The 25,599-nt window shown below is 51.4% G+C and carries 22 protein-coding genes; 11 read left to right on the top strand and 11 right to left on the bottom strand.

Annotated elements, in window-relative coordinates:
* The first annotated feature begins 108 nt into the window (after positions 1-108).
* Positions 109-1,434, top strand: coding sequence for an MFS transporter (locus JF70_RS07870; RefSeq protein ID WP_045924972.1), 1,326 nt, complete (start codon positions 109-111; stop codon positions 1,432-1,434).
* A gap of 795 nt (positions 1,435-2,229) precedes the next feature.
* On the opposite strand, the gene JF70_RS09315 is transcribed toward JF70_RS07870, so the two are convergent.
* The 5 genes from JF70_RS09315 to JF70_RS07855 form a co-directional block, all read right to left on the bottom strand.
* Positions 2,230-2,364 carry an ATP-binding cassette domain-containing protein gene (locus tag JF70_RS09315; protein ID WP_082069464.1) on the bottom strand — a complete coding sequence of 45 codons (135 nt, stop codon included), beginning with the start codon at positions 2,362-2,364 and terminating at the stop codon, positions 2,230-2,232.
* A 16-nt stretch (positions 2,365-2,380) separates the two neighbouring features.
* Positions 2,381-2,677, bottom strand: coding sequence for an ATP-binding cassette domain-containing protein (locus JF70_RS08865; protein WP_146210563.1), 297 nt, complete (start codon positions 2,675-2,677; stop codon positions 2,381-2,383).
* Between the two features lie 397 nt (positions 2,678-3,074).
* Positions 3,075-3,368, bottom strand: coding sequence for an ABC transporter transmembrane domain-containing protein (locus JF70_RS07865; protein WP_045924970.1), 294 nt, complete (start codon positions 3,366-3,368; stop codon positions 3,075-3,077).
* A 433-nt stretch (positions 3,369-3,801) separates the two neighbouring features.
* Positions 3,802-5,232, bottom strand: coding sequence for an ABC transporter permease (locus JF70_RS07860; protein WP_024627010.1), 1,431 nt, complete (start codon positions 5,230-5,232; stop codon positions 3,802-3,804).
* A complete protein-coding gene (locus tag JF70_RS07855; RefSeq protein ID WP_229281577.1) occupies positions 5,229-5,894 on the bottom strand; it encodes an ABC transporter ATP-binding protein in 666 nt (221 codons plus the stop codon). The genes JF70_RS07860 and JF70_RS07855 overlap by 4 nt, the downstream gene beginning before the upstream one ends.
* A gap of 111 nt (positions 5,895-6,005) precedes the next feature.
* On the opposite strand from JF70_RS07855, the gene JF70_RS09040 reads away from it, so the two are divergent.
* The 9 genes from JF70_RS09040 to JF70_RS07815 all read left to right on the top strand — a co-directional run bounded on the left by JF70_RS09040 (position 6,006) and on the right by JF70_RS07815 (position 17,732).
* Positions 6,006-6,392: a hypothetical protein gene (locus tag JF70_RS09040; RefSeq protein ID WP_146210942.1), complete on the top strand. Its 387-nt coding sequence runs from the start codon at positions 6,006-6,008 to the stop codon at positions 6,390-6,392.
* Between the two features lie 362 nt (positions 6,393-6,754).
* Positions 6,755-9,883: a cation-translocating P-type ATPase gene (locus tag JF70_RS07845; protein WP_052690804.1), complete on the top strand. Its 3,129-nt coding sequence runs from the start codon at positions 6,755-6,757 to the stop codon at positions 9,881-9,883.
* Between the two features lie 403 nt (positions 9,884-10,286).
* The gene (locus JF70_RS08860; protein ID WP_082069463.1) at positions 10,287-10,703 is read left to right on the top strand and encodes a hypothetical protein; all 417 of its coding nucleotides are present in this window, start codon (positions 10,287-10,289) and stop codon (positions 10,701-10,703) included.
* Between the two features lie 32 nt (positions 10,704-10,735).
* Entirely contained in the window at positions 10,736-11,641 is a 906-nt protein-coding gene (locus JF70_RS09035) for an ABC transporter permease (protein ID WP_156149652.1), read from the top strand.
* Positions 11,638-12,333, top strand: coding sequence for a hypothetical protein (locus JF70_RS07835; RefSeq protein ID WP_052690802.1), 696 nt, complete (start codon positions 11,638-11,640; stop codon positions 12,331-12,333). The genes JF70_RS09035 and JF70_RS07835 overlap by 4 nt, the downstream gene beginning before the upstream one ends.
* Entirely contained in the window at positions 12,326-13,000 is a 675-nt protein-coding gene (locus JF70_RS07830) for a hypothetical protein (RefSeq protein WP_231578892.1), read from the top strand. Before JF70_RS07835 ends, JF70_RS07830 begins: the two co-directional genes overlap by 8 nt.
* A gap of 57 nt (positions 13,001-13,057) precedes the next feature.
* On the top strand, positions 13,058-13,693 hold the full coding sequence (locus JF70_RS07825; RefSeq protein ID WP_045935895.1) for an ABC transporter ATP-binding protein: 636 nt from the start codon (positions 13,058-13,060) through the stop codon (positions 13,691-13,693).
* A gap of 202 nt (positions 13,694-13,895) precedes the next feature.
* Positions 13,896-15,572, top strand: coding sequence for a P-loop NTPase family protein (locus JF70_RS07820; RefSeq protein ID WP_045935894.1), 1,677 nt, complete (start codon positions 13,896-13,898; stop codon positions 15,570-15,572).
* 39 nt (positions 15,573-15,611) lie between these two features.
* Complete coding sequence (locus tag JF70_RS07815) at positions 15,612-17,732, top strand: DEAD/DEAH box helicase (RefSeq protein ID WP_045935893.1); 2,121 nt, start codon at positions 15,612-15,614, stop codon at positions 17,730-17,732.
* 390 nt (positions 17,733-18,122) lie between these two features.
* Here the strand turns inward: JF70_RS07815 and JF70_RS07810 are convergent, their stop codons facing one another.
* From JF70_RS07810 to JF70_RS07800, 3 genes are all read right to left on the bottom strand, one after another.
* A complete protein-coding gene (locus tag JF70_RS07810) occupies positions 18,123-18,512 on the bottom strand; it encodes a hypothetical protein (RefSeq protein WP_052690801.1) in 390 nt (129 codons plus the stop codon).
* A 4-nt stretch (positions 18,513-18,516) separates the two neighbouring features.
* Positions 18,517-19,146, bottom strand: a complete 630-nt coding sequence (locus JF70_RS07805) for a hypothetical protein (RefSeq protein WP_156149650.1) — start codon at positions 19,144-19,146, stop codon at positions 18,517-18,519.
* 123 nt (positions 19,147-19,269) lie between these two features.
* Positions 19,270-19,452, bottom strand: a complete 183-nt coding sequence (locus JF70_RS07800) for a hypothetical protein (protein WP_045935891.1) — start codon at positions 19,450-19,452, stop codon at positions 19,270-19,272.
* A gap of 943 nt (positions 19,453-20,395) precedes the next feature.
* Between JF70_RS07800 and JF70_RS07795 the strand changes: the two genes are divergently transcribed.
* Positions 20,396-20,758: a hypothetical protein gene (locus tag JF70_RS07795; RefSeq protein WP_045935890.1), complete on the top strand. Its 363-nt coding sequence runs from the start codon at positions 20,396-20,398 to the stop codon at positions 20,756-20,758.
* 1,008 nt (positions 20,759-21,766) lie between these two features.
* Here the strand turns inward: JF70_RS07795 and JF70_RS09030 are convergent.
* From JF70_RS09030 to JF70_RS08850, 3 genes are all read right to left on the bottom strand, one after another.
* The gene (locus JF70_RS09030) at positions 21,767-22,714 is read right to left on the bottom strand and encodes a PIN-like domain-containing protein (RefSeq protein ID WP_156149649.1); all 948 of its coding nucleotides are present in this window, start codon (positions 22,712-22,714) and stop codon (positions 21,767-21,769) included.
* A gap of 6 nt (positions 22,715-22,720) precedes the next feature.
* Positions 22,721-24,352: a DUF262 domain-containing protein gene (locus JF70_RS08855; RefSeq protein WP_082069462.1), complete on the bottom strand. Its 1,632-nt coding sequence runs from the start codon at positions 24,350-24,352 to the stop codon at positions 22,721-22,723.
* Positions 24,353-24,811: 459 nt separating this feature from the next.
* Positions 24,812-25,570, bottom strand: a complete 759-nt coding sequence (locus JF70_RS08850; protein WP_197069116.1) for a DUF4062 domain-containing protein — start codon at positions 25,568-25,570, stop codon at positions 24,812-24,814.
* Between the last annotated feature and the right edge of the window lie 29 nt (positions 25,571-25,599).

Here is a 25,599-nt window from a genome sequence, read left to right as displayed (position 1 = left end):
GGCTGATCCTCGTAGAAGCGGAGCAACAACACAGCTGTACGTCTGCGGAAGAGCAAAGAAGCTCGGATGGAGCATGGTGCTCCCCTGTAAAGGATTGGAGTATGTGAAATGGTTGATACGGTTGAGCAGGTTCAGAAGGCGACATCGTCGTCGGATGCATTGGCGCCGGATACGGGTCGTCCTCTGACACGAGCAGAGAAAATCCGCTTCGGCGTAGGCTTCTGCCTGTTTTCAGTACTGTGGATGACCGCCGGCACCTCCGGCTCCCAGGTCCTCCTGCCGCAGCGGTTCACGGATCTTGGCATCGGCGTTCCCGAGGCCATACTGGGCACGATGAATTCAGTCGGATGCGTATTCGCTTTGGTGTCCAATGTGATATTCGGCGCCCTGTCTGATATGTCGCACTCGCGGCTGGGCAAGCGCACACCCTGGGTTGTGGCCGGCGGAATTGTCACTGCGCTGGGCTATCTCTACACGGCACAGGCAGTGACTATTCCTACCATCGTGGCCGGCTGGTGCCTGGTGCAGGTGGGCGTCAACATGATGATTGCGCCGGCTGTTGCGGTGCTCTCGGACCGGATACCCGAGTCCACTCGCGGCACTTTCTCTGCCTTCTATGGAGGCGGTAGCATCGTAGGGCAGTCCCTAGGCACCCTGATAGGAGCCCGATTCATTGGTCACATGCAGGTGGGCTTCATCCTCGGTATCTGCCTGTTTGCGGTCACCGGCATTCTCACCGTCATCATTTGGCCGCGTGAGCATTCCGCTGTTGAAAGTGCCGCAGCAACGGCTGCGCGTAATGGAAAGGGTAACCAGAAGCAAGGGCTTTGGCACCGGCTGCGGGTCTCCTTCACTCCGCCGACCAAGGGGAGTCGTGACTTCTACCTGGCTCTCGGTGGCAGGCTCTTTATGATGATAGGTTCGTCGATGGTCGCTACTTATCAGCTTTACATTCTGCAAAAGTATTGCGGGCTTTCAGTGGCGGAGTCGGCCAGTACAATTTCTACGATGTCCGTCATTTCGATGGTGGTCACTTTCCTTGCTTCGATAATCTCTGGTCCCATATCGGACAAGCTTCGCCGTCGCAAGGCCATCGTGGCGGTCAGCTCCTGCATCCTGGCCCTGGGCATTGCACTTCCGTGGGTGTTCCCGACGGCAGTGGGCATGATGTGCTACGCGGGCATCGCTGGCTTGGGCAATGGCATCTATACCTCGGTGGACCAGGCCCTGAATGTTGATGTGCTGCCGAACAAGAACGAAGCTGGTAAGGATCTGGGCATCCTGAACCTGGCCAATACCCTAGGACAGGTCATCGCCCCAGTACTGGTCTCGGTCCTGGTGATCCGTGCCGGGTATGTGTTCATCTTCCCCGTGGCCATCGTCATGGTGCTGATCGGCGCGGCGGTCATCATGCTGATCCGCTCGGTCAAGTAGGGTCGTCTGTCTTCGGGCGTATCGGCATGGAAAGTCGGCTGATACGCCCTGAAGCAAAGAACTTGACGAGCATAGCCTGATTTATGTATATTCTTGGTTCAACTTGGTAAACATCCACGCAGCGTTTTGGTTTGGCCGCCTCTGATTTCTTTCAACAGGCCCTCGAAGCGTTGACTACTCCGTCTCGTTTAGGCTATTAACCAGCGGTCTGATGCCCGGTCCGGCTCCTTAAGCCCGTAGGCGATCAACATCGTCGTGATCATATAGTCATCAAAAAACAGATAGCTGATTGACTGTGCGGAACAGCGAGGGTCATGTCTTGACAATGAGCAATTCCAAGATTTATTCCTGCGTGCCCTGTGTAAGGTTCACGTGCTGTACTCCCAGCTAAACTTTACTGCTAGATATCCCGTGGTCAGTCTAGTAATGACTGCATATCATGCTGGAAACCAAGCAGCCAATAAATGTCATTAAAGATATCTTTAGAGGGCAAGACGATAGTTTGAATCGTCTGTTCCTTTGTTGAGGTGAGAACCTTGCTGCCGGTGGATCGTATTTTCCGCGCATATTTATATATAGCCAAATTATTCACATTGGTATCAAGTTTATTAACAGCAATACATATAGGAGAGTAGAATTGGCAGACAATATTTTCCAAAGGAAACCATTGATAGTTCTATTGGCCAAAACCATGATTCTATTTGACGAAGCGATTGATTGTATTCTCTGTGCCGCCATGACTATTGTCTGCTCCGGGGAATTGGCATGAATGACTTGTGCGACGAGCTCCTCGTTTTAAGCGTCTAAATGGTATGTTGTTTCGTCAAGCAGCATGATCGGCCGCCTTATGGACAACAGCCTTGCCAGGGCCAAGCGATAGCGTTCACCGCTACTCAGCAATACACCGCGTTGCCTGCTGGGGTATCCAATCCATCGAAGGTGTCTCTCACTTTGGCGTGAGGTTCACCTTATTTAAGGCATTCCAGCAGCCTTCATCGGATACGCCGTTCTTGTTCATCGCCAGATTCGTTCTGGAAGAACCGGAATATATGGGGGCATCGTGTTCTATATAGCCGATCAGAGAACGTACATAAGAGGAGCTGAGAGTTGAAAGATCAATACCATTAAAGAGAACATGGCCATGATTTGGCTTATAGAATACCCTTATAAGGGCCAGCATGGTTGATTTGCCCGCTTCGGATGGTCCGACTATCGCGTAGACGACACCGCCTTTCATATGCACGCCCGCTTCATTCAATTGGAGCCCGCCACGATTGTTCCGTGCGTCATCATACGGAATATCAGCATGGTCAAGATCGATGTCAATCTGATCGGAGTTGGTGACCTTCCTTTGGACCCTACTGGATACTGCTCATGCTGATGTCGCATCTTCGGTCGGCATTCTCATTATCGCTTGAATGCTGGAGTTCGCGCCCAACGCTCTGAACAGTCTGCTATATGTCGAAGAAAGTGTCGCCATAGGCGTGGGCATCATTTCTAGCTACATAGAGAAGTTACCAGTTGCTGAACAGTCATCACTCCTTTGGCCACTTGGAAAGCGCCGATTCCCGATACAACCATCAGGCACAACTGCATTAAGGCCATTCCTGATGGCCATATCAGTGACTGCTTCTTTGAAATTAGACGACCGGATGTGCACGCTTGCCTGGCTTCTCGCCGATTTTATTGGTCTCACGCTCCGTGGCGTTGAAGGCCCTGATCCTTTTCAAACTCATCAAAGCATCAGTGGCTGCAGACGTCATATCTCCTATGGCCGTTTGAGCCCCTCTGGAGCAGTCTCGTAATTTTCCGGATAAGACTACCAGTAAACCGACAGTAACAAGACAGGTCGAAAGAGAGATAACGAACATGACGGGACTGATTATGACCATTCCCACACACGCGCCTATGAACACCAGTAAAGTGCCAAACACTTCTGGCAATTATCGGTCAGCAATCGCTTCAGTTCATTTGTATCAGATGAAATAATAGAAATTACGTTGCCTGTATGCGACTGGTCCAGATCTTTGAACGGCAAATGCAGAATATGCATTACTAGAGACCGTCTCATATCGTTCAACAGCAGGTAAGCGTCAAAAGAAGTGATTGCTGCGCCGGACAGAAACACTCCTGCCAACGCTATTAGAGGGGCACTGCGGATCGCATGTTATGCTGCACGCGTCCAAGAATGACATTGACAAGCTGTGGCTGAGCCAGATTTAAGAGGGCGCTCGCTATACTTAGCAGACTAACCGTGAATAAAACACCCTTATGGATTTCAAAAGGCGGGGCACGTCTATCAAAGATGCGGTTTTCTCATTACTATTCCGCTTGTGTGGCGACATTTTCGTCCTTTGTTGGGGGTGGTTACTCACCGACTGCACGTGATATGACCCTCACAGAATCCTCGGAACGCGCGCACAGCGCCTGCACGCCTGTGACGAGGGCGCCTACGACAATAGCGAGGAGTGCGATGACCGCCCAATATCCCCATTGAACGCTTATCTTTGCGCTTCCCAGATATCGTTGCAGCATGAAGGCGGTGCCGCAGGTGCTGAGCAGTGTGATGACGAAGGCGAGCAGCACCGAGGTGACCATCGAAATGAGACCATCGAGGGCTCCCAAAATGCGCAACTGTCCGGTACTGGCACCGGATACGTATGTCAGCGCCAGATCCAGGCGTCGCCCTCGTGCGGTGATCATCAGTCCGGAGATTGCGCCCACCAAAGCGATGATGAGCGCAGGGCCGAGCATGGCCATCAGGTTCGTCAGCATGTGTGGGTTCACGTTCATGGAATGGCCGTTACTGGCGAAATTCTTGAGGCTGTCGGTCAGCGTATGCAACACACCAGAGAAAGTCATGAGCAACGACAAGCCGGCCGTCATGGGAATGATGGTCGCGTTCTGTCGTTGGATCCTCCCAACGGCCTGCTGCCTAGCGAGTTTCCAGGTGCTGAATGGCAGGGGGAGAAGATGCGTCCATCCTTTGGTGAACCAGTGCATGACATAGGGAGCCAGAACAGCCAATGCGAAGATCAGGAGGAACATGCCTCCCATGGAGAACCCAATGAATCCTGTCACTCTGGACTCTATGGGATTCCTGCCGGAAATGTGCGTGGCGAGCTCGCCAGAGTCTATCTTGCGTGTAGCTGTCCCCGGGATGATGAGCGCGCATATCGCTCCCACGAGCAACGATGCGCCTAGCAGAACACGGAATGCGTTCACTTGTCTCGGCGGGTTTTGTGACTGCCGAAGCGCCTCTATCGGCCTGATCTTGGATAGTGTGCGCACGGTCAGCACTGTGCCTGCAAGGACGGCGACTCCGGCAATGGCCAACCCAGTGCCGATGGATGCCAGCAGCTGGGTTGCTTGATACGTCAGTTTCAGCTCGAATGCTCTGGCCAGGAGGTCGAACAGATATGGTGCTGCCAGCGGCGTCAGGAGGGATGACGCTACTGCTGCCAAGATGAATAGGACGATGATGATAGCCAGATTCCCGAAGAGCAGCTGCCAGGGCGTGGCGCCTTGAAGGACCAGCAATGCTAGTTGGTGCCTGCGCTGGTTCAGAGCGGCGGTCACGACCCACAGCATCACGAACACGGCTATGACCACGCTGAACAGCATTGCTGGGCCGGAAAGGTTGGCGCCTAACCCGGCATCCGGTCCGTGGTAAGCGGCATCAATAGCCCTGCGCGCGGCGACGATAGTGCACACAGCGGTCTGGGAAACGATTAGTGACAGCCATACGCCGGCCCATACGGCCGGGGCTGCTTTCAGATCAGAGAGTGCGCCCCTCATATGCGGGCCCCGCTCTCCGTATCAGCGTTCAGCACGTGGCCATCACGGACCTCAACGATCTGGTCGCACTGTCCGGCTACCTCTCCACTGTGGGTCACTATTACTACGGTCCTGCCCGCATCCATAGCCAGGCTTTTGAACACCTGCATGACCTTGGCGCCAGATTCCTGATCCAAGGCTCCAGTCGGCTCGTCGGCGAAAATGATATCTGCATCGGAGAGCAGCACTCGTGCAAGCGCGACACGTTGCTGCTCTCCGCCTGAGAGCATCGTCACGCTCCTTTTTTTCTCGTTTGCCAATCCGAAGTACCGCAACATCTCATCCGCTTTTTGCTTGGGGAGTCGACGGCCGCGCAGGGTGAATGGCAGCGCGAGGTTCTCCTCCACCGTCATGCTCGTGATCAGGTTGTAGGATTGAAACACGAATCCCAGATGTCGACGCCGAAACCGAGTGAGCGCGGACGCTCGCATATGTGTGATGTCATGCCCTAGAAGGGAGATGCTTCCGGATGTCGCACGTTCCAACCCCGAAAGGCAGTACAGCAAGGTGGACTTTCCGCTGCCTGAGGGGCCGACAATCCCCGTGATTCTTCCGGGCTCAGCATGGAAGTCGACATGGTCGAGGATGGTGATCGAATCATCCTTCCTCGGAGTCACCGTCATTGTCAATCCATTTGAACTCACTGAAGCACCACTCATCACCGTTCTCCCATCATCGCCGTTCTCGCGACTTATAAATCTTCATCAGAATATTGCTATGGATGCCATACAAGGATGGCGCCCATAGACTTACATGACTGTTGTCCCTGCCGTCATCAGGGCAAAAATGACAGCCCATGCCATTTTGATGAATGCGTCATCGCAGTGGCATATTTTTGTGGATTAGCTGCAGGTCCATCAACTCCAGATATTATCATGCCCACCGCCGTGGCATGCAAATATGCTGACGCCGCTATGATGAGCGGCTTCATCATTCATGGCGATATTACTATTCTGCAGATCGATAATGTTGTGCATTTTGTCCGTCTCTCTCCTCTCTTTCTCGTGTTTAGTGCTATTTCCAATGGTGTCTCCACTGAAAGGATCGTTAGGGCAGACGGCTGGCAAGAACTACCATGGTTGGCCTATAAGACTATTTACTGCTCAGATAACGCCAGCTGAGCCTGTCGAATAATCACAAGAGGGTCTTAAATAGGATTCTCAGGGCAGATAAGGGTTTTTATGCCAGATGAGCCCAAATTGATTAAAGCTTTTCTAATGAAGATCTAGTATTTTTTTTGGGGGGGGGGGATTCGGCAACTAGGGCGCTGCCAAGTTAAGTGCAGCAAAGATACCGTCTCTGTCATGAGACAGGCCTGAGAATGCATACTGAAGCAAAGGCCTTGACGACTTCGGCCGTGTTTATGTATATTATTGGTTCAACTTGGCAAGCATCCACGCAGCGTTTTGGTCTGGCCGCCTCTGATTTCTTCCAACGGGCCTCTGAAGCGTTGACTACTCCGTGGCATAAGCAGGAGAGTGGCATGACTGGGTTGACCAGCGATCCCAAGCATGAGAAATCGACAGATACCGGCGTGATCCCGACTGCAGGGCAGGGCCATGAGCAGAGGCGCAGAGTGAATGGCCCCGTCCTCAAGGACCCTTCTATAGTAGGTGTCGATCAGGTTGCCCTTGCTCTGAATGTGGACCCCGACCGGGGCCTGGATGAGGCCGAGGCGGCGCGTCGGCTGGACAGGTTCGGTCCTAATGAGCTGGCTGGAGCGCCTCCCGTTCCTGCATGGAGGGAATTCCTTCAACAGTTCAAGGACCCCTTGGTCTATCTGCTTCTGGCAGCCACGGCCATTTCGTTGGTGCCCTGGGTGGTGGAACGCTCACATCCGGCATCAGGAGGCGGGGAGCCCCTGCCCTTTGATGCCATCGTCATCATGATCATCCTCATCCTTAATGCCGCCCTGGGGTACGCTCAGGAGGCTAAGGCCGAGCGGGCTGTGGATGCTCTGGCGAGCATGACGGCCCCGCACGCCTCGGTGCTGCGATGCGGCCGGGTGGTCAGCCTGGAGACCAGCAGGATCGTGCCTGGTGATGTAGTAGTCCTGGCTGAAGGCGATTCGGTCGGCGCCGACGGAAGACTGTTCCAGGCCGCGGGTCTGCGCGTGGCCGAGGCATCGCTGACCGGCGAGTCGCTGCCGGTGGGCAAGCGGCCCGGTCGGCTTGACCAGCCCAAGGCTCTGGGTGACAGAACCAACATGGTCTTCAACGGCACCGCAGTGACCCAGGGGAACGGGCGCATGATCGTCACCTCTACTGGTATGGACACCCAGGTCGGGAAGATCGCCGACATGCTGGCTGATACCCAGGAGGAACCCACGCCCCTACAGAAGGAGATGGCCCGCGTCTCCAAGCTCCTCGGACTGGCCGTCTGCTTGATTGCCGCCCTGGTTTTGGCTGCTTTGGCCCTGATGGAAGGCTTTCAGACAACCCAGGATCTGATTGATTCCCTGCTCATGGCCGTATCTCTGGCCGTAGCTGCTGTGCCGGAGGGGCTGACGGCCATCCTGACTGTGGTTCTCGCCCTGGGCGTGCAGCGCATGGCCAAGCATCATGCCATCGTCAAGAAGCTCAGCTCGGTGGAGACCCTGGGATCGGCATCAGTCATCTGCTCCGACAAGACAGGAACTCTTACACGCAATGAAATGACCGTTGAACGGGTGGTCGTCCCCTCGGGGCAGGTCAGGCTCACTGGCACCGGGTACGCTCCGGAGGGAACCATGCAGCCGGTCGAGGCCGGAGGTTCCGACGACCGGCCGACGGACACCATCGATTCGACTTTGGCTGAGGCGGTTGAAGAGACCCTGATGGTCGGGGCCATCGCCAACGACGGAGACCTTCACTGGCAAGCGAACCAGGCCGAACCGAATTCCCGGGCCCAGTCTGGATCGGGACAGGGTCACTGGCAGATCGTCGGTGATCCCACCGAGGTCTCGCTGATCGTTGCCGCTCGTAAAGTCGGTTCTGATGCCAAGGCTGATGGCTACCGTCGTCTGGCCGAGATTCCTTTCACGTCCGAGCGCAAACTCATGTCGGTCCTGGCCGCCCCGAATGATGGCGACGAAGGGCAATCGCGCCTCTTCTGCAAGGGCGCTCCTGACGTGTTGCTTGGCCAATGTGACCGGATTCTCGATGGTGGCCAGGTCAGGTCTATGACTAGTGCCGATCGGGAGAGGATACTTGCCCGGGTCGGCAGTCTCTCGGCGGATGCCTACAGGACTCTGGGACAGGCCTTCCGACCTCTATCCGACCAGGAACTATCGTCCCTGACCGAAGCCGACGAGGGGGAGGGACCGTCCAGCACGGTCGGGACGGATCAGACGGACCGGTTGTCTCAGAGGTCTCAGCAGGCTCCCGCAATCCGCCTGTCCGCGGATAAGGTGATCCAGGAAAGCGCCAATCTGGAGAGCAATCTGATCTGGACGGGCATGGTCGGCATCATCGACCCGCCCCGCACCGAGGTCCGTCATGCAGTGGAGCAGGCTCACAAGGCCGGCATCAGAACGATTATGATCACCGGCGACCATCCGCTCACTGCGGCCAGAATCGCAGGGGACCTGGGCATCATCGAACCCGGGCAACCCGCCTGCACCGGCGAGCAGCTGGATGCCATGGATCCGGACCAGCTTCGTGAGACCACCTCCAAGGTCTCCGTCTACGCCCGCGTGGCCCCCGAGCACAAGCTGAAGATCGTCGAATCGCTCCAGGATCAGGGCAAGGTCGTGGCCATGACCGGCGACGGCGTCAACGATGCCCCTGCTGTCAAGACTGCGGACATCGGCGTGGCCATGGGCATCACCGGGACCGAGGTCACCAAGGAGTCAGCCAAGATGATCCTGGCGGACGACAATTTCGCCACCATCGTCCAGGCCGTGCGGGAGGGCCGGGGCATATTCGACAACATCCGCAAGTTCCTGCGCTACCTGCTCAGCTCCAACATGGGAGAGGTCTTCACGGTCTTCGGCGGCGTGGTCTTCGCGGGGCTTCTGGGCATATCGCAGCCCGGTATGGCGGGTGTCACCGTGCCGCTGCTGGCCACCCAGCTGCTCTGGATCAACCTGTTGACCGATGCGGCCCCCGCGCTGGCCATGGGTGTGGACCCGCAGACCGACGATCTGATGGATCGCCCGCCCCGATCCATCAACGACCGGGTGATCGACCGGGACATGTGGATCGACATCATCTACATAGGCCTGGTCATGGCCGTGGTCACCCTAATCGGTATGGACATGCACCTGAGCGGCGGTCTCTTCACCGACAGGTCCGTCCAGGCGATCGGTCACGAGGCGCAGATCAGGGAGGCACGGACCATGGGCTTCACCATCCTGGTCTTCGCCCAGCTCTTCAACGCCCTGGCCTCCCGCTCCTCCCACAAGTCGGCCTTCCAGGGGCTCTTCAGCAATCCCTGGCTCTGGGGCGCCATAGGCGTCTCCATCCTGCTCCAGCTCCTGGTGATCTACGTGCCCTTCCTGGGCGAGGCCTTCGGCACCGTCCCTCTCCAGCCTCAGGCCTGGCTCGAGTGCATCGCCCTGGCCTCCCTGGTTCTAGTGGCCTCGGAACTGCGCAAGCTGTTCAACTGGGCAGTCAGACGACTGCGGGCATGAACATGGCTTCTGCTGATGCGGCGACTGCACTTGCTCTCGCTGCACCAGGTAAGGGCACAGTTGCGCCCTGCTTCATCTTTCGCACAGCCGTTATGAATCAGCTGTGTGCCACTTCATTATTCTTTTCCATACAGAGGTAGTGTTGATCAAAATTATCAACATTGACGCTGTCGGTTTCATCTGCTGTTTGACCTATTTTTTCAGCTCTTCTGCATGACTGGCAGCTGTTTGCGAGACAAAGGAAGATAGAGCATCCAGGGGGATAATCGCAGAGTTTTGAAGGAAATTCGGCTGTGTTGAAGCTGAAAACAAAAGATGACGAAAAGCTAATTTGACAGTGAGACTTATTTGTCAGTATAATAAATTTGACTCTAGTTACTATGGCAGTACTAAGGAGGTCATAATGTTGTTAAAAAATCTAAAAAAGAAAGGCATGGCTGTAGCTTTAGCGCTTGCTGCATCGCTTAGCTTTGCACCAGCTGCATTTGCTAACAATCACGCGGATACTGGATGGAGCACCTATCTCTCGAGCTGGCAAACTAGTGATACTCCAAATCGTCAAAAGCAAGATGCCAGTTTAGGATACATCAAGGCAACCAGTGTATCCAAGGGCCGTACAATTCGCAGCTGGATGCTAAATTATTCCAACAAAGATGTCAATTCGGCAACTGTGAATCTGAAATCTGGCCAGTACCAATATGTATACAACTCTGCATATCAGAGGTTTGGGAGATCACAGGTCCATATGAGGTTGCAGCACGCATATTCCTATTCCGGGACCACACAGGCCTATGGTGTGTGGAGTCCTGACTCAGCCTGAGACAACGGCAAGTCCCTTCGACCATTAGATGGATGAAGGGACTTGTCAACTCTTATGTTCAACGGAGGAGTATTTTGATTAATACATCCCTGGCTAAGGCTCAAATCTCTCGCAGCTTGACTAGTCTTCGAATGGTTTCGGTAATTGCGATGTCGATTGCACTTTTCCTAATCCAGTATTCGACGACGCATTATGCTGGCTTTCGGTTAGCTCCTGGTCATGAACTGACTTTCCTCAGCGACGTGATGTTATTCAGTTGCGATGGGACTGGATCGGGACTTTATCTATTCATTCTTCCTTTTCTTGCTGCTCTTGTAGGCGGCAGTGTAGCTGCAATCGAGCGGCATAGTCGACGCATGAGTGGAATGCTGGGACGCGAGGGACGCGGCAAAATCATGAACACCTCGCTGGCATCCGGATTTGTTTTGGGAGGCATAGGGGGGTTGAGCCCGCTTTTGATAAACTTGGTTATTGCAGCAATCATGAACCCACACATGAATTTCATCAATGGTGATGTCGTGGATGCCACGGGTTTGGTTGACGGATCCAAATACGTGCTCATTTATTCAGATTCGTGGCTGTATCCGTTGTACCGCTTCAATCAGCCATTGGCTATCCTCACGGTTATGCTAATGGTATTCATTCTTTCGGGCCTGTTCGCAGATATTGCCGTCGCTGCATCGTTCTTTACTACCCATAGGTATGTTGAAGTTCTCATCCCCTTCGTCCTTAGCATGCTCTGGTGGATGCTCCCAGGGATAACCAATTTTCTTGTGCCCGACCAATGGAGCCATGTGATATTTCTCTTCCCTGCTCCTGGGGGCGCAGATTCTCGACAACTTGTGCAGATCTTCGTAGGAATGGCCCTTTCGGTATGCCTGCCGGTTGTCATATCGGCCTCGCTTGTTGCATTCAAACGAAGCCGAGATGTTTCATGATTAATCATCTGATCTACCTGCGTCGTTCCTCCTTCGGTTCCAAAATGGTTCTTACCGGACTCTTCCTATTTGGCTTTATCTATTGCACGACCCAGTTATTTCTCAACATGGAGAAGGATCCAGTGATGGACTATGTGGGGTTCATGCTCAACTGCCCCACTATCGGAGTATTGCCCGTATTCCTGATGCTGTTATACGCTGGAAGTGCTAGGTATTCGACCTTCGAAATGGTCAGGCGCGATCCGCGTTTGCAGTTGAAAACCAACTTGCTGTGGTGCGCACTTGTCGGCATCGTCGGAGCTTTATACACGTGGCTGTTGTTTTTCTTGATTGAGTTCCCATTGCAGGGCCAGCAGATAACACCTATGGCCTTGTCTGTTTCCCTGATGGTCCCTGTGCAAATATTCATGATGATTATCTCTGTGGGTCTGGTCTGCCTGCTGCTGAACAACCTTGGAATATCCTGGGGACGATTCCTGCCTATTATCATTGGTTTTTTCGCTATTGCAGATTGGTTGTTGAGTCCACTGGCAGGTAACGCTACTAGGTTTGTATTTTACTTTTGGTACCCTGTTGCTCCTTATTGGAAATTTGTGGTTATACAACAGATTGTCCCTTTCATTATCTATTGCCCGGTTATGGTTCTGGCTAACTCATCAGCTTTCGGTAATACTGATCGACTGGGTGATTGAAATGCACGCGCTACGAAGAGCAATGCAGCAACTTGGACCACGTAACGGTCTGCGGACCCTTATTCTGCTGGCCTTTGCCGTTCTGGTGACCAACTACTATCTCAGTAGGAAACCAAGCAGCATATTTATGGGTATGTATCGTCTCAGTGAAAATCCCCAGGAGTCAAATCTCTTGACTAACATGCACGCCCTGGTTTTCATGATTACTGGAATGGCCCTGCCTCTTGAGCAGCTTTCGGAATACCTGGCTATACCGAATCCGCTGGTCTACATCCGTCAGGATCGGGGGATTCGACATTTCGCCAGTTACCTGGCACTTTTAGCCCTTTACTGCCTGGTCTTTACAGGGATTCAGGTATGCATCGCTTTTGTGGTGATACCTGATCTGGTTCCCGGTCAACTGCTGTCAACCGCTATTTGTGCTGGCCTGACCCTGTTCTGCATGCTTCTTATGGTTAACTGTTCCTATCTTCTGGCAAACCGGGCGGCTGGCTACATTGTTGCTCTCGTTATTTATGCGTCCCTGCTGTCTTTTTGGCCGGCTGCGCGGTGGTTTTCCACGGCGCATGCAGGTCCTATACCCTTGTGGCTTCCATCGCTGCTTGCCCTTACGGTCGCGCTGATTGCCGCGAACGCTGTGGCCTGCGATCATCCCCGAATCGCGTGAGTGTCATGAAGCCGCCTCATAACACAATTAACGCCCATTTGATAAGGAGAACTCCCCATGTTCGTTCATGTTGACAGCCTGAGCAAGACCTACAAAGGCAAGCGGGTGCTCAATCAAGTTGAAGCTGAATTTGATTCAGGACGGATTTATGGCATAGTCGGTCCCAACGGATCGGGCAAGACAATGCTGCTGCGAGCCATATGCGGCTTTATACGGCCGGATTCCGGCAAGGTTACCATTGGAGGTCAGCCTGTGGTTTTCAATCGTCGACTTCCTGAGCCCATCGGCCTGATCATCGAGAACCCGGGGTTTGTGCTCAGTGAAACTGCCATGCAGAACCTCCGTTATCTGGGGAACATCAACCACACTTTTGATGCTGATGAAACTGAACGGCTACTGACTGAATTCAGCCTTGATGGCCATGTGGATGAGAAGGTTAAATCCTATTCGCTGGGCATGCGGCAGAAGCTCGCTATTGTGCAGGCCCTAATGGAACACCAGCGTCTGATTCTGTTGGATGAGCCTACGAATGGTCTGGATGAGCATTCTGTGGGGATATTCCTGGACGAGATGATCAGGCAGCGCAATCAGGGCAGGACTATAATCATCGCCAGTCACCACCAGGGTGAGCTTAAGCAAATCGCAGATGAATTTTTCCACATGAATGATGGAGCACTTAGCCAGATGCCGTAACGTGCTGGGAGCATACTTATTCCAATTCCTTTTGGGCTTGACGGTTTTAAGGTTGATACGGGATTCGGTTAGATTCGGTGTCCCTGCCCTGGCTTGCGACTTGTGCGCGTCCATAACCTTATGCTTCCGTCTAACAGTTTGACTCCTGGAGCATGGATCCTGGTTCTCGTGCCTGTCCCAGCTTATCCGCATACTGGCAAATATGGGGAACGATGAGCAACAGCATGCAATGGATGTTTTGTCATATTGGTGCGCGGTTGAACTGTTCTCGCCACAAAATTGGAGGGATGACCAGCTCATTGCTTTATCCTCCTCCCGCAACGACGACCACAGGGTAAGCGTTGCTGAGCAGGAGCGACTTCCATGGGATGGCATTCATGCTGATCTTCTCATCGGGCCGGTTGACAATGAGCGTCGTTCCTATACAAACCTCTATAACGACCTGCAGAGCAGGAAAATATACCGGCTGCAGACAGACATGTACGCTCGGCTGACCAAACCTTTCTCGTTTGCGGAGGATACCGAGAATTGGTTGCGCGCGCAGGCGGCAAAATCAAGGCTCGACGAACAGACTATAACCGGTCTGCTTGGGGAGACGAACCGGTTATGGCTAGAGGTGGCTGAGCAGCCCGGCCCTCTGCCGGCGGGTACTGAGCTGACGGATTCCATGGTTTCGCGCCTGCTACAGGTGGTGGAAAAGCTGTCAGCAAAGGCCAATCGGTCTGGCTCAGCCTGTGCCGTTTACCGCAAGGACTATGACCGTCGATTTGCGCGTCGCCCTGTCCACCAGGCAGTAAAACCTGGCGAGAGCTCGGAGCAGCAAGAAGGGGTAGGACGACAAAATCGATGGCTTAGGCATGAACGTTTTCGAATAGCAGTCGGGCTCTCCCAGCGTGTAGTCACGAATGCGCTGTTGAAGGCCGCCAAGCTTGTTCGAGAGCTCTCGCCAGCCGAGGAGACTGCTCAGGATGAGGTGTTGCAGGAGCTTGCCCATCGGCAGAGCAAGAGCGCTGGCGGTCCTTCTGCCGTGGCTTCCCTCATGGAGTTCTGCGTAGGGGATGATGGCTGTCTGGTCCCAAGATCGTTGATGCTCTCGCAATATGCCAAAGCGGTTTCCTGCCTGTTCAATCATGAGGGCTGGCCCGATTGCCCGGCTGGGTGGCCACATATCGAAGTATTTGACGATACGGAAAGCAAACTCAAATCCGAATTCAATCGTCTGGCTGGGGAAGACTCTGGGGACGAAGCAGGCCGACCGATGTACAAGGCAGGCCCGGTCGGCAGATATGAGATCGAAAGCCTCATCGAGCATGTAGCGGATCGGATGGGACTGGATGACCGCGCGGTGAGTAGCTCTCCTCTTTTTGCTCGCGCTGACGGCTCACCTCTGATCAGGGATTATGTCAATTGCCATCTGGAAGCCAGTTCGGAATCGTTGAATGGCGAAATGATGGACTCCTTCTTCCTCGAAGATCTTGAGGACCTTTATCAAAATGGGCCTGAAATATTTTCTGAACCGGTCAGGCAATATCTATCGATTGGTCATCCTCGACGGTTCAATCTGCAGAAGGACCCTGAGGGGCATTTGGTAGGCGACTTTACGGAACCTGCCGGCATGCCTTTTGGACGATGGCCGAGTGCTTCCAATCAATTTCAGTCAACTGGTCAGCAACTGGCCATCAATCAAATACGGGCGGCCTTGGAAGGATATGGCAGCTCATCACTGCTAGGTGTCAATGGCCCTCCTGGAACTGGCAAGACCACCCTGCTCAAGGATGTGGTGGCCGAGATTATTGTGGCCAGGGCCCGGCGGTTGGCAGGATTCTCCCGTCCTCAGGATATTTTCACATCCCGGAGGCTGGCCAGAGCAACTTCGTAAGAGGACAAGGACTACGTCTACTGGACGCTTGATCCGTCGGTGACCGGCTTTGAGATTGTCGTTGCTTCCAGCAACAACAAGGCTGTTGAAAACGTCAGCCAGGATCTGCCCAGTGCCGATGCTATAGACGCCGAGTGGGAAACCTATATTGACAGTGAATTCAAACAGGTTCCCTGTGGATTCGCTTTTCGAGACTTTACCGGGCAAATTACCGATCGCAGGAGCCAGGATAATGAGAGCGGTTCTTCAAATGCCTCATCCGCTTGGGCTCTTATATCGGCGGTCTTGGGGAATATGAGCAATAAAAACCGATTCCTGTGGCCCTTCAAAAACGAATTTATCTATAAGTCATTGAAATACATGCCAGGTGAAAGAGGCAGCAGGACCAATTGGGCAAAGGCCAGGAACGACTTTAATGCTGCGCTGAAGAAGGAAGAAAGCATCCGCGCCAGGAAGACTGCCCAGTACAACCTTATGCGTTCTTATTCGGACCTGTGCAATCAGCGATCCAATCTGTCAGCCGAGCTGAAAACCCTCAATGAACAACTCCATGGCATGAAGGCAAGCCGCTCAAGGTATGTCGGACAGGTTCAATCAATGGAACGGCAGATGTCGGATGCTGGCCAGGCTGCCAATAATGCGCAAGCTGCTTGGGAACAGGCTGATGGCATTTGTCAGGTTCACTTGTCTTACTGGAAGGCGCATCCGCTAAGGTCGTTTTTCCACAGCCGCGAAAGGCAGCAGGACGAGCTTAAGGTACGTACTGATCTGGAGCAGGCGCGTCGCGCGAAGCAGCATTTTGATGAGCAGGCCAGCACGGTCCATCAGCGGTTGCAATCCTTCTATGGAGGGTTGGAAGTCGGTGATCAGGAGTTAGGTCAATGCCAAAAACAGATTGCGACCTTGACCAGGCAACTTACTGCTCTTGAACAGCAAATTGCTGAGGCCGAGCAGATTCAGTGGCCCAGGCCTGACATTGGCGATGATCATGTTGCGTGGATGGACCAGGAATGGAGCAAGGCGCGGACGGAGGTCTATATCAAGGCGCTGGCTCTTCATCAGCAGGTCGTTATGGGTGCTTCCCACCAGTTCATGTGCAATCTTTCCCTTGCTTGCGCTGTGATGCAGTCGAATGGCTTTACGAATGACGAGAGGTTGGTGGCTTGGCAGACCTTCTTCCTGGTGATCCCAGTCGTCTCCTCGTCCTTTGCTTCAATATCCAGAATGTTATCGGGGATAGGCAAGGAGGCGCTCGGCTGGGCGATTGTTGATGAGGCTGGACAGGCCCTGCCCCAGGCCGCTGCTGGTCTATTGCAGCGCGTGAAACATGCGGTTGCAGTTGGAGACCCTATGCAGCTCCAACCCGTGGGTACCATGCCTAAGCCGATGCGAGAACTCCTGGCGAGCACCCATCACCTCCAGCACCTGGGACTGGAGTCCGAAAACATGCAGGCCTTGGTTGATTACCAGACGCCTTGCGGTCTGTTGGACGAGACGGATGACCACTGGCTGGGGATGCCTCTGGTGGTTCATCGGCGCTGTGATGAACCCATGTTTTCCATATGCAACGATATGGCCTACTCCGGCAGGATGGTTCGTGTAGGGCCGGGGCATCAGCCCTGTGCCTATCCGTCCGGTCCTCATGCGGGAGATGAGCTGCCGGCCTCCTGTTGGTACGATGTGCCGCCGAATTCCAGCGAAACCGGGAGAACGCAATGGAGGCCGCAGGAAGGCTACGAACTCCACAAGCGTCTATGCGGGCTCTTCCAAGGCGGGATTGACCCCACCAATATTCTGGTCATCGCTCCGTTCAGAGCTGTGGCCAAACAGGTGCGTGACGCCTTCGCGGATGCCTTGCGGCAATGCACTGGTTGCAATGACAGCGAAGCGAGCCGGCTCGCATCAAGCCAGGCCGGAACCGTCCACACCTCCCAGGGGCGGGAAGCCGATGTGGTCTTCATCGTTCTTGGCAGCAGAGCCGGCAAGCGTGGAGAAGGCTCTCGTTCATGGGTTAACGGGTCGCCCAATCTGCTTAACGTCGCCGTGTCGCGAGCCAAGCGTCGTGTCTACGTGGTCGGCAATCTCGCTGATTGGAAGAATGGAACCTATACGTCCAGGATCGCCAAGGACCTGCCGGTGGAGGCGAGCACGAGAGCCTAAGCGGAGCAGGAAAGGTGCAGCCAGAATTCCCTTAGATACAGCACGTCATCCCTGGTCTGTAAGACCAATTAGTTACGCTGCAGATTTAAAGATAGGCCGGAGTTTAATTGTTAGTCACTTTGCCTTACGCTCTGGCTGATTATTTACTCTTGTTAGAAGGCGCCAGGAAAGTGCTGATGGGATGGCAATTGGTCAAATTCTTTGAAGCAGTGTGGCTATGATCAAACAGCCGTATGGCTCCAAGGTTGCCATCGCTAAGAGGTGAGTGTAGCTAAGTTCAGTGTCGACTGGGTCATAATATGCTTGGTGCTAGGTCATGAAGAGTGCATAGTCAGGCTGGGGCCGTATCCTGACTGTCAAGGGGAATTACTTTAGAAAGTGGCACCTCTGTCAGACTGGGACCTGGACGACCTGCAGCCTGTTTTCCAGGAGAAGCTTGTGCATGAGGTTACGGCCGTGGTCCTTGTTGTCCAGGGTCTGCCCATATGTGGTGATGAGGCGGTTGACTTTCTCGAACATCTCTTCCTGTGCGCTTTCACTTGTCGTGTTCTTGCCCTTCTCGTCATCCTTATTTTCGTTCAGGCGGTTCTGGTTGTAGTAGAAGACCAGTCGGGTATCGCTTCCGTACAGGTTCACTTCATCGAAGATGGCTTGGAAGTACGAATAATCGGGGTCACCCAGGGAACGCCCGAAGAACTTGATGATGTTGGTCTTGCTGCCTGGTTGCCCGCTTACATAGGGATGGACCAGTTTGGTCTTGCGACCCTTGCCCAGTGCCATGAGCCTATAGGTCTTGGTGAACTTTACGAGACCTGGATAATTTGGAGTCATTGGTGTCGACGCTGTTGCTGTCAATGCCGAAAATGATGTCCCCGCCATGTATGTTCCCGTGGATGTTGATGAGGGTAGGTGCGATTTCGATGCCGTAGACGGGATCGGTGTAATTGAAATCCAGTATTCTCACATTATTGAAAGAGCTTTCGAATGAGATGTCCCCGCCTATTTTGTACGTGTTATCGGTCAGCAAAGAATTATAATCGTTTAGCTGATCGTTCATGAGTTGCTCTAGCAGAAGACAGGTACGGCTACGGTAATTTTCATTGCTCTTTGCTACATTTTTCATATAACTTGAGAAGGCTGCCTCCAGGCGATGGAGTTCCTGCATCATTGCTTTCATGACTGAATTATCATCAGCATCGCAATTATACCATTTGAGAAGCAGTTTAGCGACTTGTCTGTCTACCGACAGTTGTTCAAAAACTGAATCATTAATAAAGTTGCCCAAAGCTGCGATTCCCTCGTAGTCTCCGGGCGATACTTCACGGGTTGTCACTCGTCTATATTGCGAGTACTGATTTTCCATTGTTTGCAGCTGATTCTCGCTAGAAGATTGATGGCCCTCGGCGTAGCCCATGAGCCAGTCTCTGATACAGGCTTCTACGTCATACCAGGTTCGTACCTGTTCGTCTGCAATAAGAATAAAATCCCAAGCAGTGATTCCCCCAGCCTGCAAATCAGCAGCCAGAGATTTACCTGGTCACTCTTCATCGTCATAAAGCGATAGAGGCATGCCTGCCATGTCCTCGCAATGTGTGTATTTCTTTATGATCGTATTAATCATATATTTGCGCGGCTCCTCAAAATCCGTAAATGTCGAAGCCAACCCGCATTGAAGATCAAAACCGTTGCCGAGGATAAGCAATTGATCGGGAACCGACATGACCTCACTCCCTACCTAGCCATCAAGATATCTAAATATGCATAATAATCTTCCGATAAGCCGTGTGAAATAAACTCGTTAATTCAGTTTCATCTGCATTTACGCAGAGTCGAATTTTGCAATGCCCACATGAGCAGACCGTCGCGGATCCATAACATGCTTGAGTCCGCAGAAGTCGCTATGAGCAATATGAGGAGGTGCGGGTTCTGTGCACCGTGTTAAGCTTCTGCTTAAACCGATTTCCGAAGAGCTGAAAAGAGCTGTACGCCCGGTAACGTAAGTGGCTAAAAGAGGCTTTTGATAAGAATCAGTGAGTAGAGGCGTAACGGAGTATGTAATCCCTCGGAGCGCTAGCCTGGCGCATTCCTTCAATCTGATCTGCTTTTCCGCATGTAAGTCTATGTCGACAACCCTGAAGAATATGGTTTAGGAGATCTCAATGATTTGGGTATGCTACGCCCTGTTCCATTGCTTCGATTACTGGAATCAATGGCTGCACAGCAGGTTTTCAACTGGTATCGGGAACGCGCACGGCGAGAAGGGCAAGAGGTTGATGAATATGCTGGCATTTCAATAGATGAGCTACCAGTGAAGACGTTCCAGATTTTAAAAAGGTGTTCGGTAACAGCGACAAGGCTACGAAATGTTGGCTGTTGGCTGGCCTAGGCAGAAAGGCGAGTGTCGTCCTAAAAGGATTCCGGATCCAATGCCGTGAATGCAGTGCAAAACAGTGGATTCTAATTACAAGTTTCGTCCCGCCAATCATCTGTCGTGGCTGTTCGAAAAACTATTGACTTCCCATTCGGGGATGAGCCCGTAGCCAAGTTCCAGTACAGGTTCAGCTAGACAGTCCAGACGCGTCTACAAGGTGGATGCTGTAGGACACTTTCTTGCTGCCCGGTTCTTCCACTGGATATTTGAAGCTGGGTCGAAAGGCTAACTCATGGGAATGCATCCTGGAATGAGTGTTTTCAAAACAGACGATGGTAACGAAATTGGTGAAGCTGACCTAATCAGGCTCACTGGGATGGGGGAGTTCGTCTCAATAGAGGTGGAACGAACGGCTAAAGGTTTAAATGAGAATGAAATTCAGAAATTGGATATTCTTAGTGGGGTTTTGAAATCGCCTTGGAATGTGGTTGCCTTCTGTCAATATGTCCGTGATGCCAATGAAATATCACTCATCTCATTGGTCATCAGAAAATGTGACAGTACTTATCAGCGGATAGCTCTGACTTATGGCCAATTGCTAGATCCCCATCCAATATGGGCGTTGGACGGCGACCCATTGTCATACGGAAACTGATAGATAAAGAGATCGTTGAACGAGAAAATGAATTTGTAACGTCTTGTAAAAGACGGGCGGCAGAACCCGATACGGATTGGCGAGCATATTTAATGTTGCATTGCCATTCCAGATCGCAATCTAATAATAAGAAGGGTCCAGCCTGATAATCGTTAATTCGGTTCACTAGAAACCTTGAGCTCAGGGTATGGCAAGTTGATTCGTATCAAAGATCACTTTCCCAGGCAGATAGGTAGTCTTGTAGTGTCCCAGTTTAATCCGGTTATTCGTTTGACCTAACGGACAGGGAGATGTCGATGAAGAGACCAATAGAGGCCTGAACTAGAAATGAGCATCGTGACCACGCTGATCGCTGACTAGACAATAAACAACAGAAGATTGCGTCGCGGAGATTCTTCATACAACGCATATCGAAATTGTCGTTTACCGTATAACGAACTAGACTTCGGAAGGCAGTCACAACGATAGCAACAATGTGAGGAACAAAACTCAGACGCAATCTTCTTGATAGAGTGCGTGTGAATCACCGCATAAAAATACTGGAAAACAAGCGCAATTTGATTTGACCACTTCATTACATACTCTCATCTGGTCTTTAAGAAAATATCCGCAGCGCTCAACCCATGGTGTACCCTTACAGTGCGCACTGTTCGACAGTCAATGCGATTAAGCATCGAGTGGGTCTGGGTAATATGCAGCTAGGTTGTTTCTGTGCGGTTCGGTGGAAAACTGCTCGTTCCCGTGCCCTGGAAGCGATGTTGTCTGAAGCGGTGGAGTAGCTCAGTATTCGTGTTGAATGAGTACGAGCTGTGAACACCGTCCGTGGCGGTGTGATATGACAGCGCGAAAGGTAACAAAAAGATGTAGATTAAGGCAAACGTTTTGACTAAGACTGCTCGTCCATGCCGAACGAAATCAATTGAATGTCTTCAAGACATTATTGGAGCTGATTGTCAATCTACAATACTGAACTCGATCATAGGATTCCCCTCGTGGCTAATTACTCAATTAAATGTTCAATTCTACATAACGTGAAAAATCTTGCACACCCCAAAGTTGGAATTTTTTCCCACATAAAGCATCGATTTCTGCGCTCAACATGGGATGAGTGACACCACGAATACTCCAATCACTTTTTGTGTCATCCGTGACTAAGACAATGTTGGTGATATTTGGTTTGTTTAACATGCATACGCCTAATAAGAAATCTGCCCAGACGAAATAGTCACCATGGTTATCACCAGAGTCGCGAAAACCTGGGGGTGTGTTTGTTTTTTGCCTTACTTCAGCCAATTGCAAGAACTGAGCTCTTGGCACGAAGGGGCAGATTGCAACGGCTTTAAGATTGGTGATGGTTGATGTTAAGGATCTCAAACTGTCTGAATCATTCTGAGGCTGATACTCTTGATATATTGCTCGCAATTCTTGCAATAAATCAAAAGTCCTATCAGCTTTAACGTCTCCCAGTAGCGTCCGGATACTTTGGACATCAGTTTTTTGCATTGTTATGATCTGACCGATTTTGGAGTTGTGATGATCTCTAGTTATGACATTCCATGTCTCTTGGGCGACCTGACCCGGAATTATAATATGATGCTTAGGTAGTGTTTTTATGAAGTCAATAATGTTATCACTTTTACTTCGGCTTAGGCTGCTGATTTTAATTACTGCATTGGTATCGAATCCGAAAACTGTTGAGTCTCTATCTACTTGAGCATTAATACTATTCTTGCTATTAAGAGAAGCCAAGGCTTCTTCAAGCTTGGGTAAGGCAGCAAGTTTCTCTCTTCGATCTAGTACTTTAAAAACTGTCTGAACCTTATCAGATAGGTCATTCATAGTAGATGACGGTTGGCAGTTCACTTCAGTATTTGTTTTATCTGCTGCCATCTCACTCGCCAATCTCTTTGTCATACCAGATGGATACAGCCAGTGGCACATTCCCGACAATGCCATCGAATCTCACTCGCCAATCTCTTTGTCATACCAGATAGAGGCTACTGTCTCTGTCAGTGTTTTTCCTCGCTGCTCGAGTTTTTTAGTACTCCAATTTTCTAAATTTGCAAAGTAATCCCGATCATGTTCGCTAATCATTTTTCCTAATATTTCTTGTTTAAATCCGTCCCAGTTGTCGCTGTTGCTAGGTCTTCTTAGGATATTTGTTAATACCGCATTCCCAATAGTGGCACTCCAGTAATTCACTTCACTTGGATTCGTTATTCCCCAGTCACCATCTTTGGTAATCACGTACTGGATAAAACTATCAGTAAGATCAGGATTAATTTTCCCTTGTATCGCTGAGGCTTCAAGAACTTGTAGAATGTTTTTCCCAAGGGTACGTGATAGTACTTGCTCGCAGAACTGTTCTCTTGAAGGCACTAGATCGCTCAGATCTTCAAACGCTGCTTCCCAGCTGTGTTCCAAAAAAATTTTTTTAGCGGCTTCGCTGAAACGTCGTTCCACGTTACCAGTTCCCAGACTACCAACGCTAATTCTTCTTACGACGAGCCGTAATAGACTCGATGCTCCCGCATCGGGATTTTTCGTATTCGTAAGTGCAAGAAGTATCGGTCGTATCGATGTGACATTTAACCGGTTTAAAATTGTATATATTGATGCTTGGTAGTCATTTGCGGGTCCAGCTGTTGAAGGATCCTCCATCTGTAGGTAATACCGTAAATCGTGACTCATGATTTTCATAAGTTCCGAAGACTCGATGGGTTTAAACTTCTTAAGACGGCCTGTTAATGCATCAAAAAGATCTCTCGGTAACACATAGCCCCTACGAACCGTAACCACATGTCTTATAAATTGGACGAAAGTCGAAGGATCTCTGAAAGATTTCGCTATTTTTTGCCATTGATCGTATGTTTCTTGCATCTGGCTTGTTTCCGCGTCACTCAGCACATAACTCTTCAACAGATCGGCGGTAGTTAAATCTTTTCCTCGATTGTTGACTATTTCAAAAACGCGAAAAGCCGATGCGCTATCTGGATGTGTGAATTGTGCAATATAGAGATGATCAGTCAGAAAATTTGCCCAGATGCCGAGCTTTTTAAAAGGATCGTCCTTCAGATTCTGATCCAGTAACGTGCTTAATTTTTTATAAGCCTTTACGAGATTTCTTGATATAGAGTCCTCTGCGTCCCTTCCTTTAGCAGGAAGCGTAATGTCTGTTGCCGGTTTCCCCAAAATCTCTTGTAGAGTTCTGTTATCAGTGCTGTCAGAGAGAGAGATTCTCGGTCTTTCTTCATCAGTGTCATAGTCAATATATGTCAAGAATGTCGATTTGATACGTTCTGCCAGTGCGTCTCTACCAAATTTCACCGCATCATGATAGAGAGCAGCGGCAAGTAACGTCACTGTTAGTAATCGCTGTTGGCCATCAACCACTTCTTTGGGTTGATCTCCTGTCAAAATAAAAAGGCCCAGAAAGTAGTAGTCCTGATCAACTGAGTCGGAGAGATCTGAAAAAAAATCGGTTACCTCATCATCGCCCCAGCTGTAGTTTCTTTGATATATAGGAATGGCGAAATGGTTCCCACTTATCAAAGAACTCATAGTGTTGGAAGTGGCTGTTAATGGTTTTCCCATACCAACATCATACACCTCATGATCTTACTTAAGTGAGAACGGTTCCCGATGCCGGAAAGTGCCATTGCTTCCAATTAGACTCTTACGATCACAATGTGGCTACCAGACGTTCGCATGCAACGCCATCGGATTGTCAACAGCCCAGAATGTGTTAACGATGATTCTGTGTTTTTGCTGTGTTATCTATGATTCCCGCGAGAAGAAAGATAGTAGATACTAGATGCCATGCGAGCTATTGGGCCAGAGGTCGCAGTGAAATGGTCTGTTTCAAGTATTGTGTGAATGAGACCCATAGCCTATCAGCGAGCAATGAGCTGTTATGAAGTCCTTCTCTTAGCACGTACAATCATGTATTATTCATTCGACGTGGAAGTCCTTTTGTTTCTTTTCTCCGTTCTCATCCCAGTGGATGCGGACGATATCTGGGTCACTGCTTTGGAAATAGTGGATAACGTGAAGTCACCGGGTCTGGCCGGCATGGATTGTTGTAGGCTCATCATCCCCGATCAGCATCATGCTCGGGTTCTCACCTAAGGCTTCGAATGTGACGTTTGTGGCATCCTTGTCACCGGAATTCGTGATTTCAATCCAATATCGAGTTGTGTACCTCGCCCTGCCTCTTTTGTCATAATCTTTGAGTTCTCGCTTTTCCTGGGGCTGTGCAGAAAATCTTACTCCATGTACGCTGGTCGAATCAGGGTCGTGAATAGTGAGGTCGAGCTTGTCAATGTCGAATTCGATCGCTTTCCACACTTCATGTTCCAGTTGCGCATTATTGGAGAACTCTCCCAGCAGCCCTTGCCGACGGATCTGACGGCGGAATTCCCGCAAACCATCAAGCTGTGCCGTGTCAATGTCACGGGGTAGTGGCGCAGTCGAGAAGTACAGGTGGACGGGTTTGCCTGTGGCTACGGAACGTTCGATTTCTTCGACCGTTCCAGAAACCGAGCCTGGTGTAGGCGAACCGAGACGGCTACCGAACAGTGCGATGACAATGTCGGCGCTATCAACGCCCTGTTCGTTAATCTGCGACTGCGGGTGCCCTCCGAGAAGTGGCACGGAAGCTGTCTCCCAACGCCAAGGAAGAAGAACAATATGTTTCGAGATAGAGTTGGCGTCATTCCAGTTGTGGAGTGCTCTTTCAACAGCATCTCGGGCTTCTGAGATATCCGAAGGAGATGCGATCACTACGCGAAGGATAGAAGCAGTAAAACTCATATGCTTTAGCGTACGAACACATACCCACA

It is taken from the genome of Bifidobacterium mellis (assembly GCF_000967265.1).
Classification (GTDB): domain Bacteria; phylum Actinomycetota; class Actinomycetes; order Actinomycetales; family Bifidobacteriaceae; genus Bombiscardovia; species Bombiscardovia mellis.
This window is presented reverse-complemented; position numbering and strand designations above follow the sequence as displayed.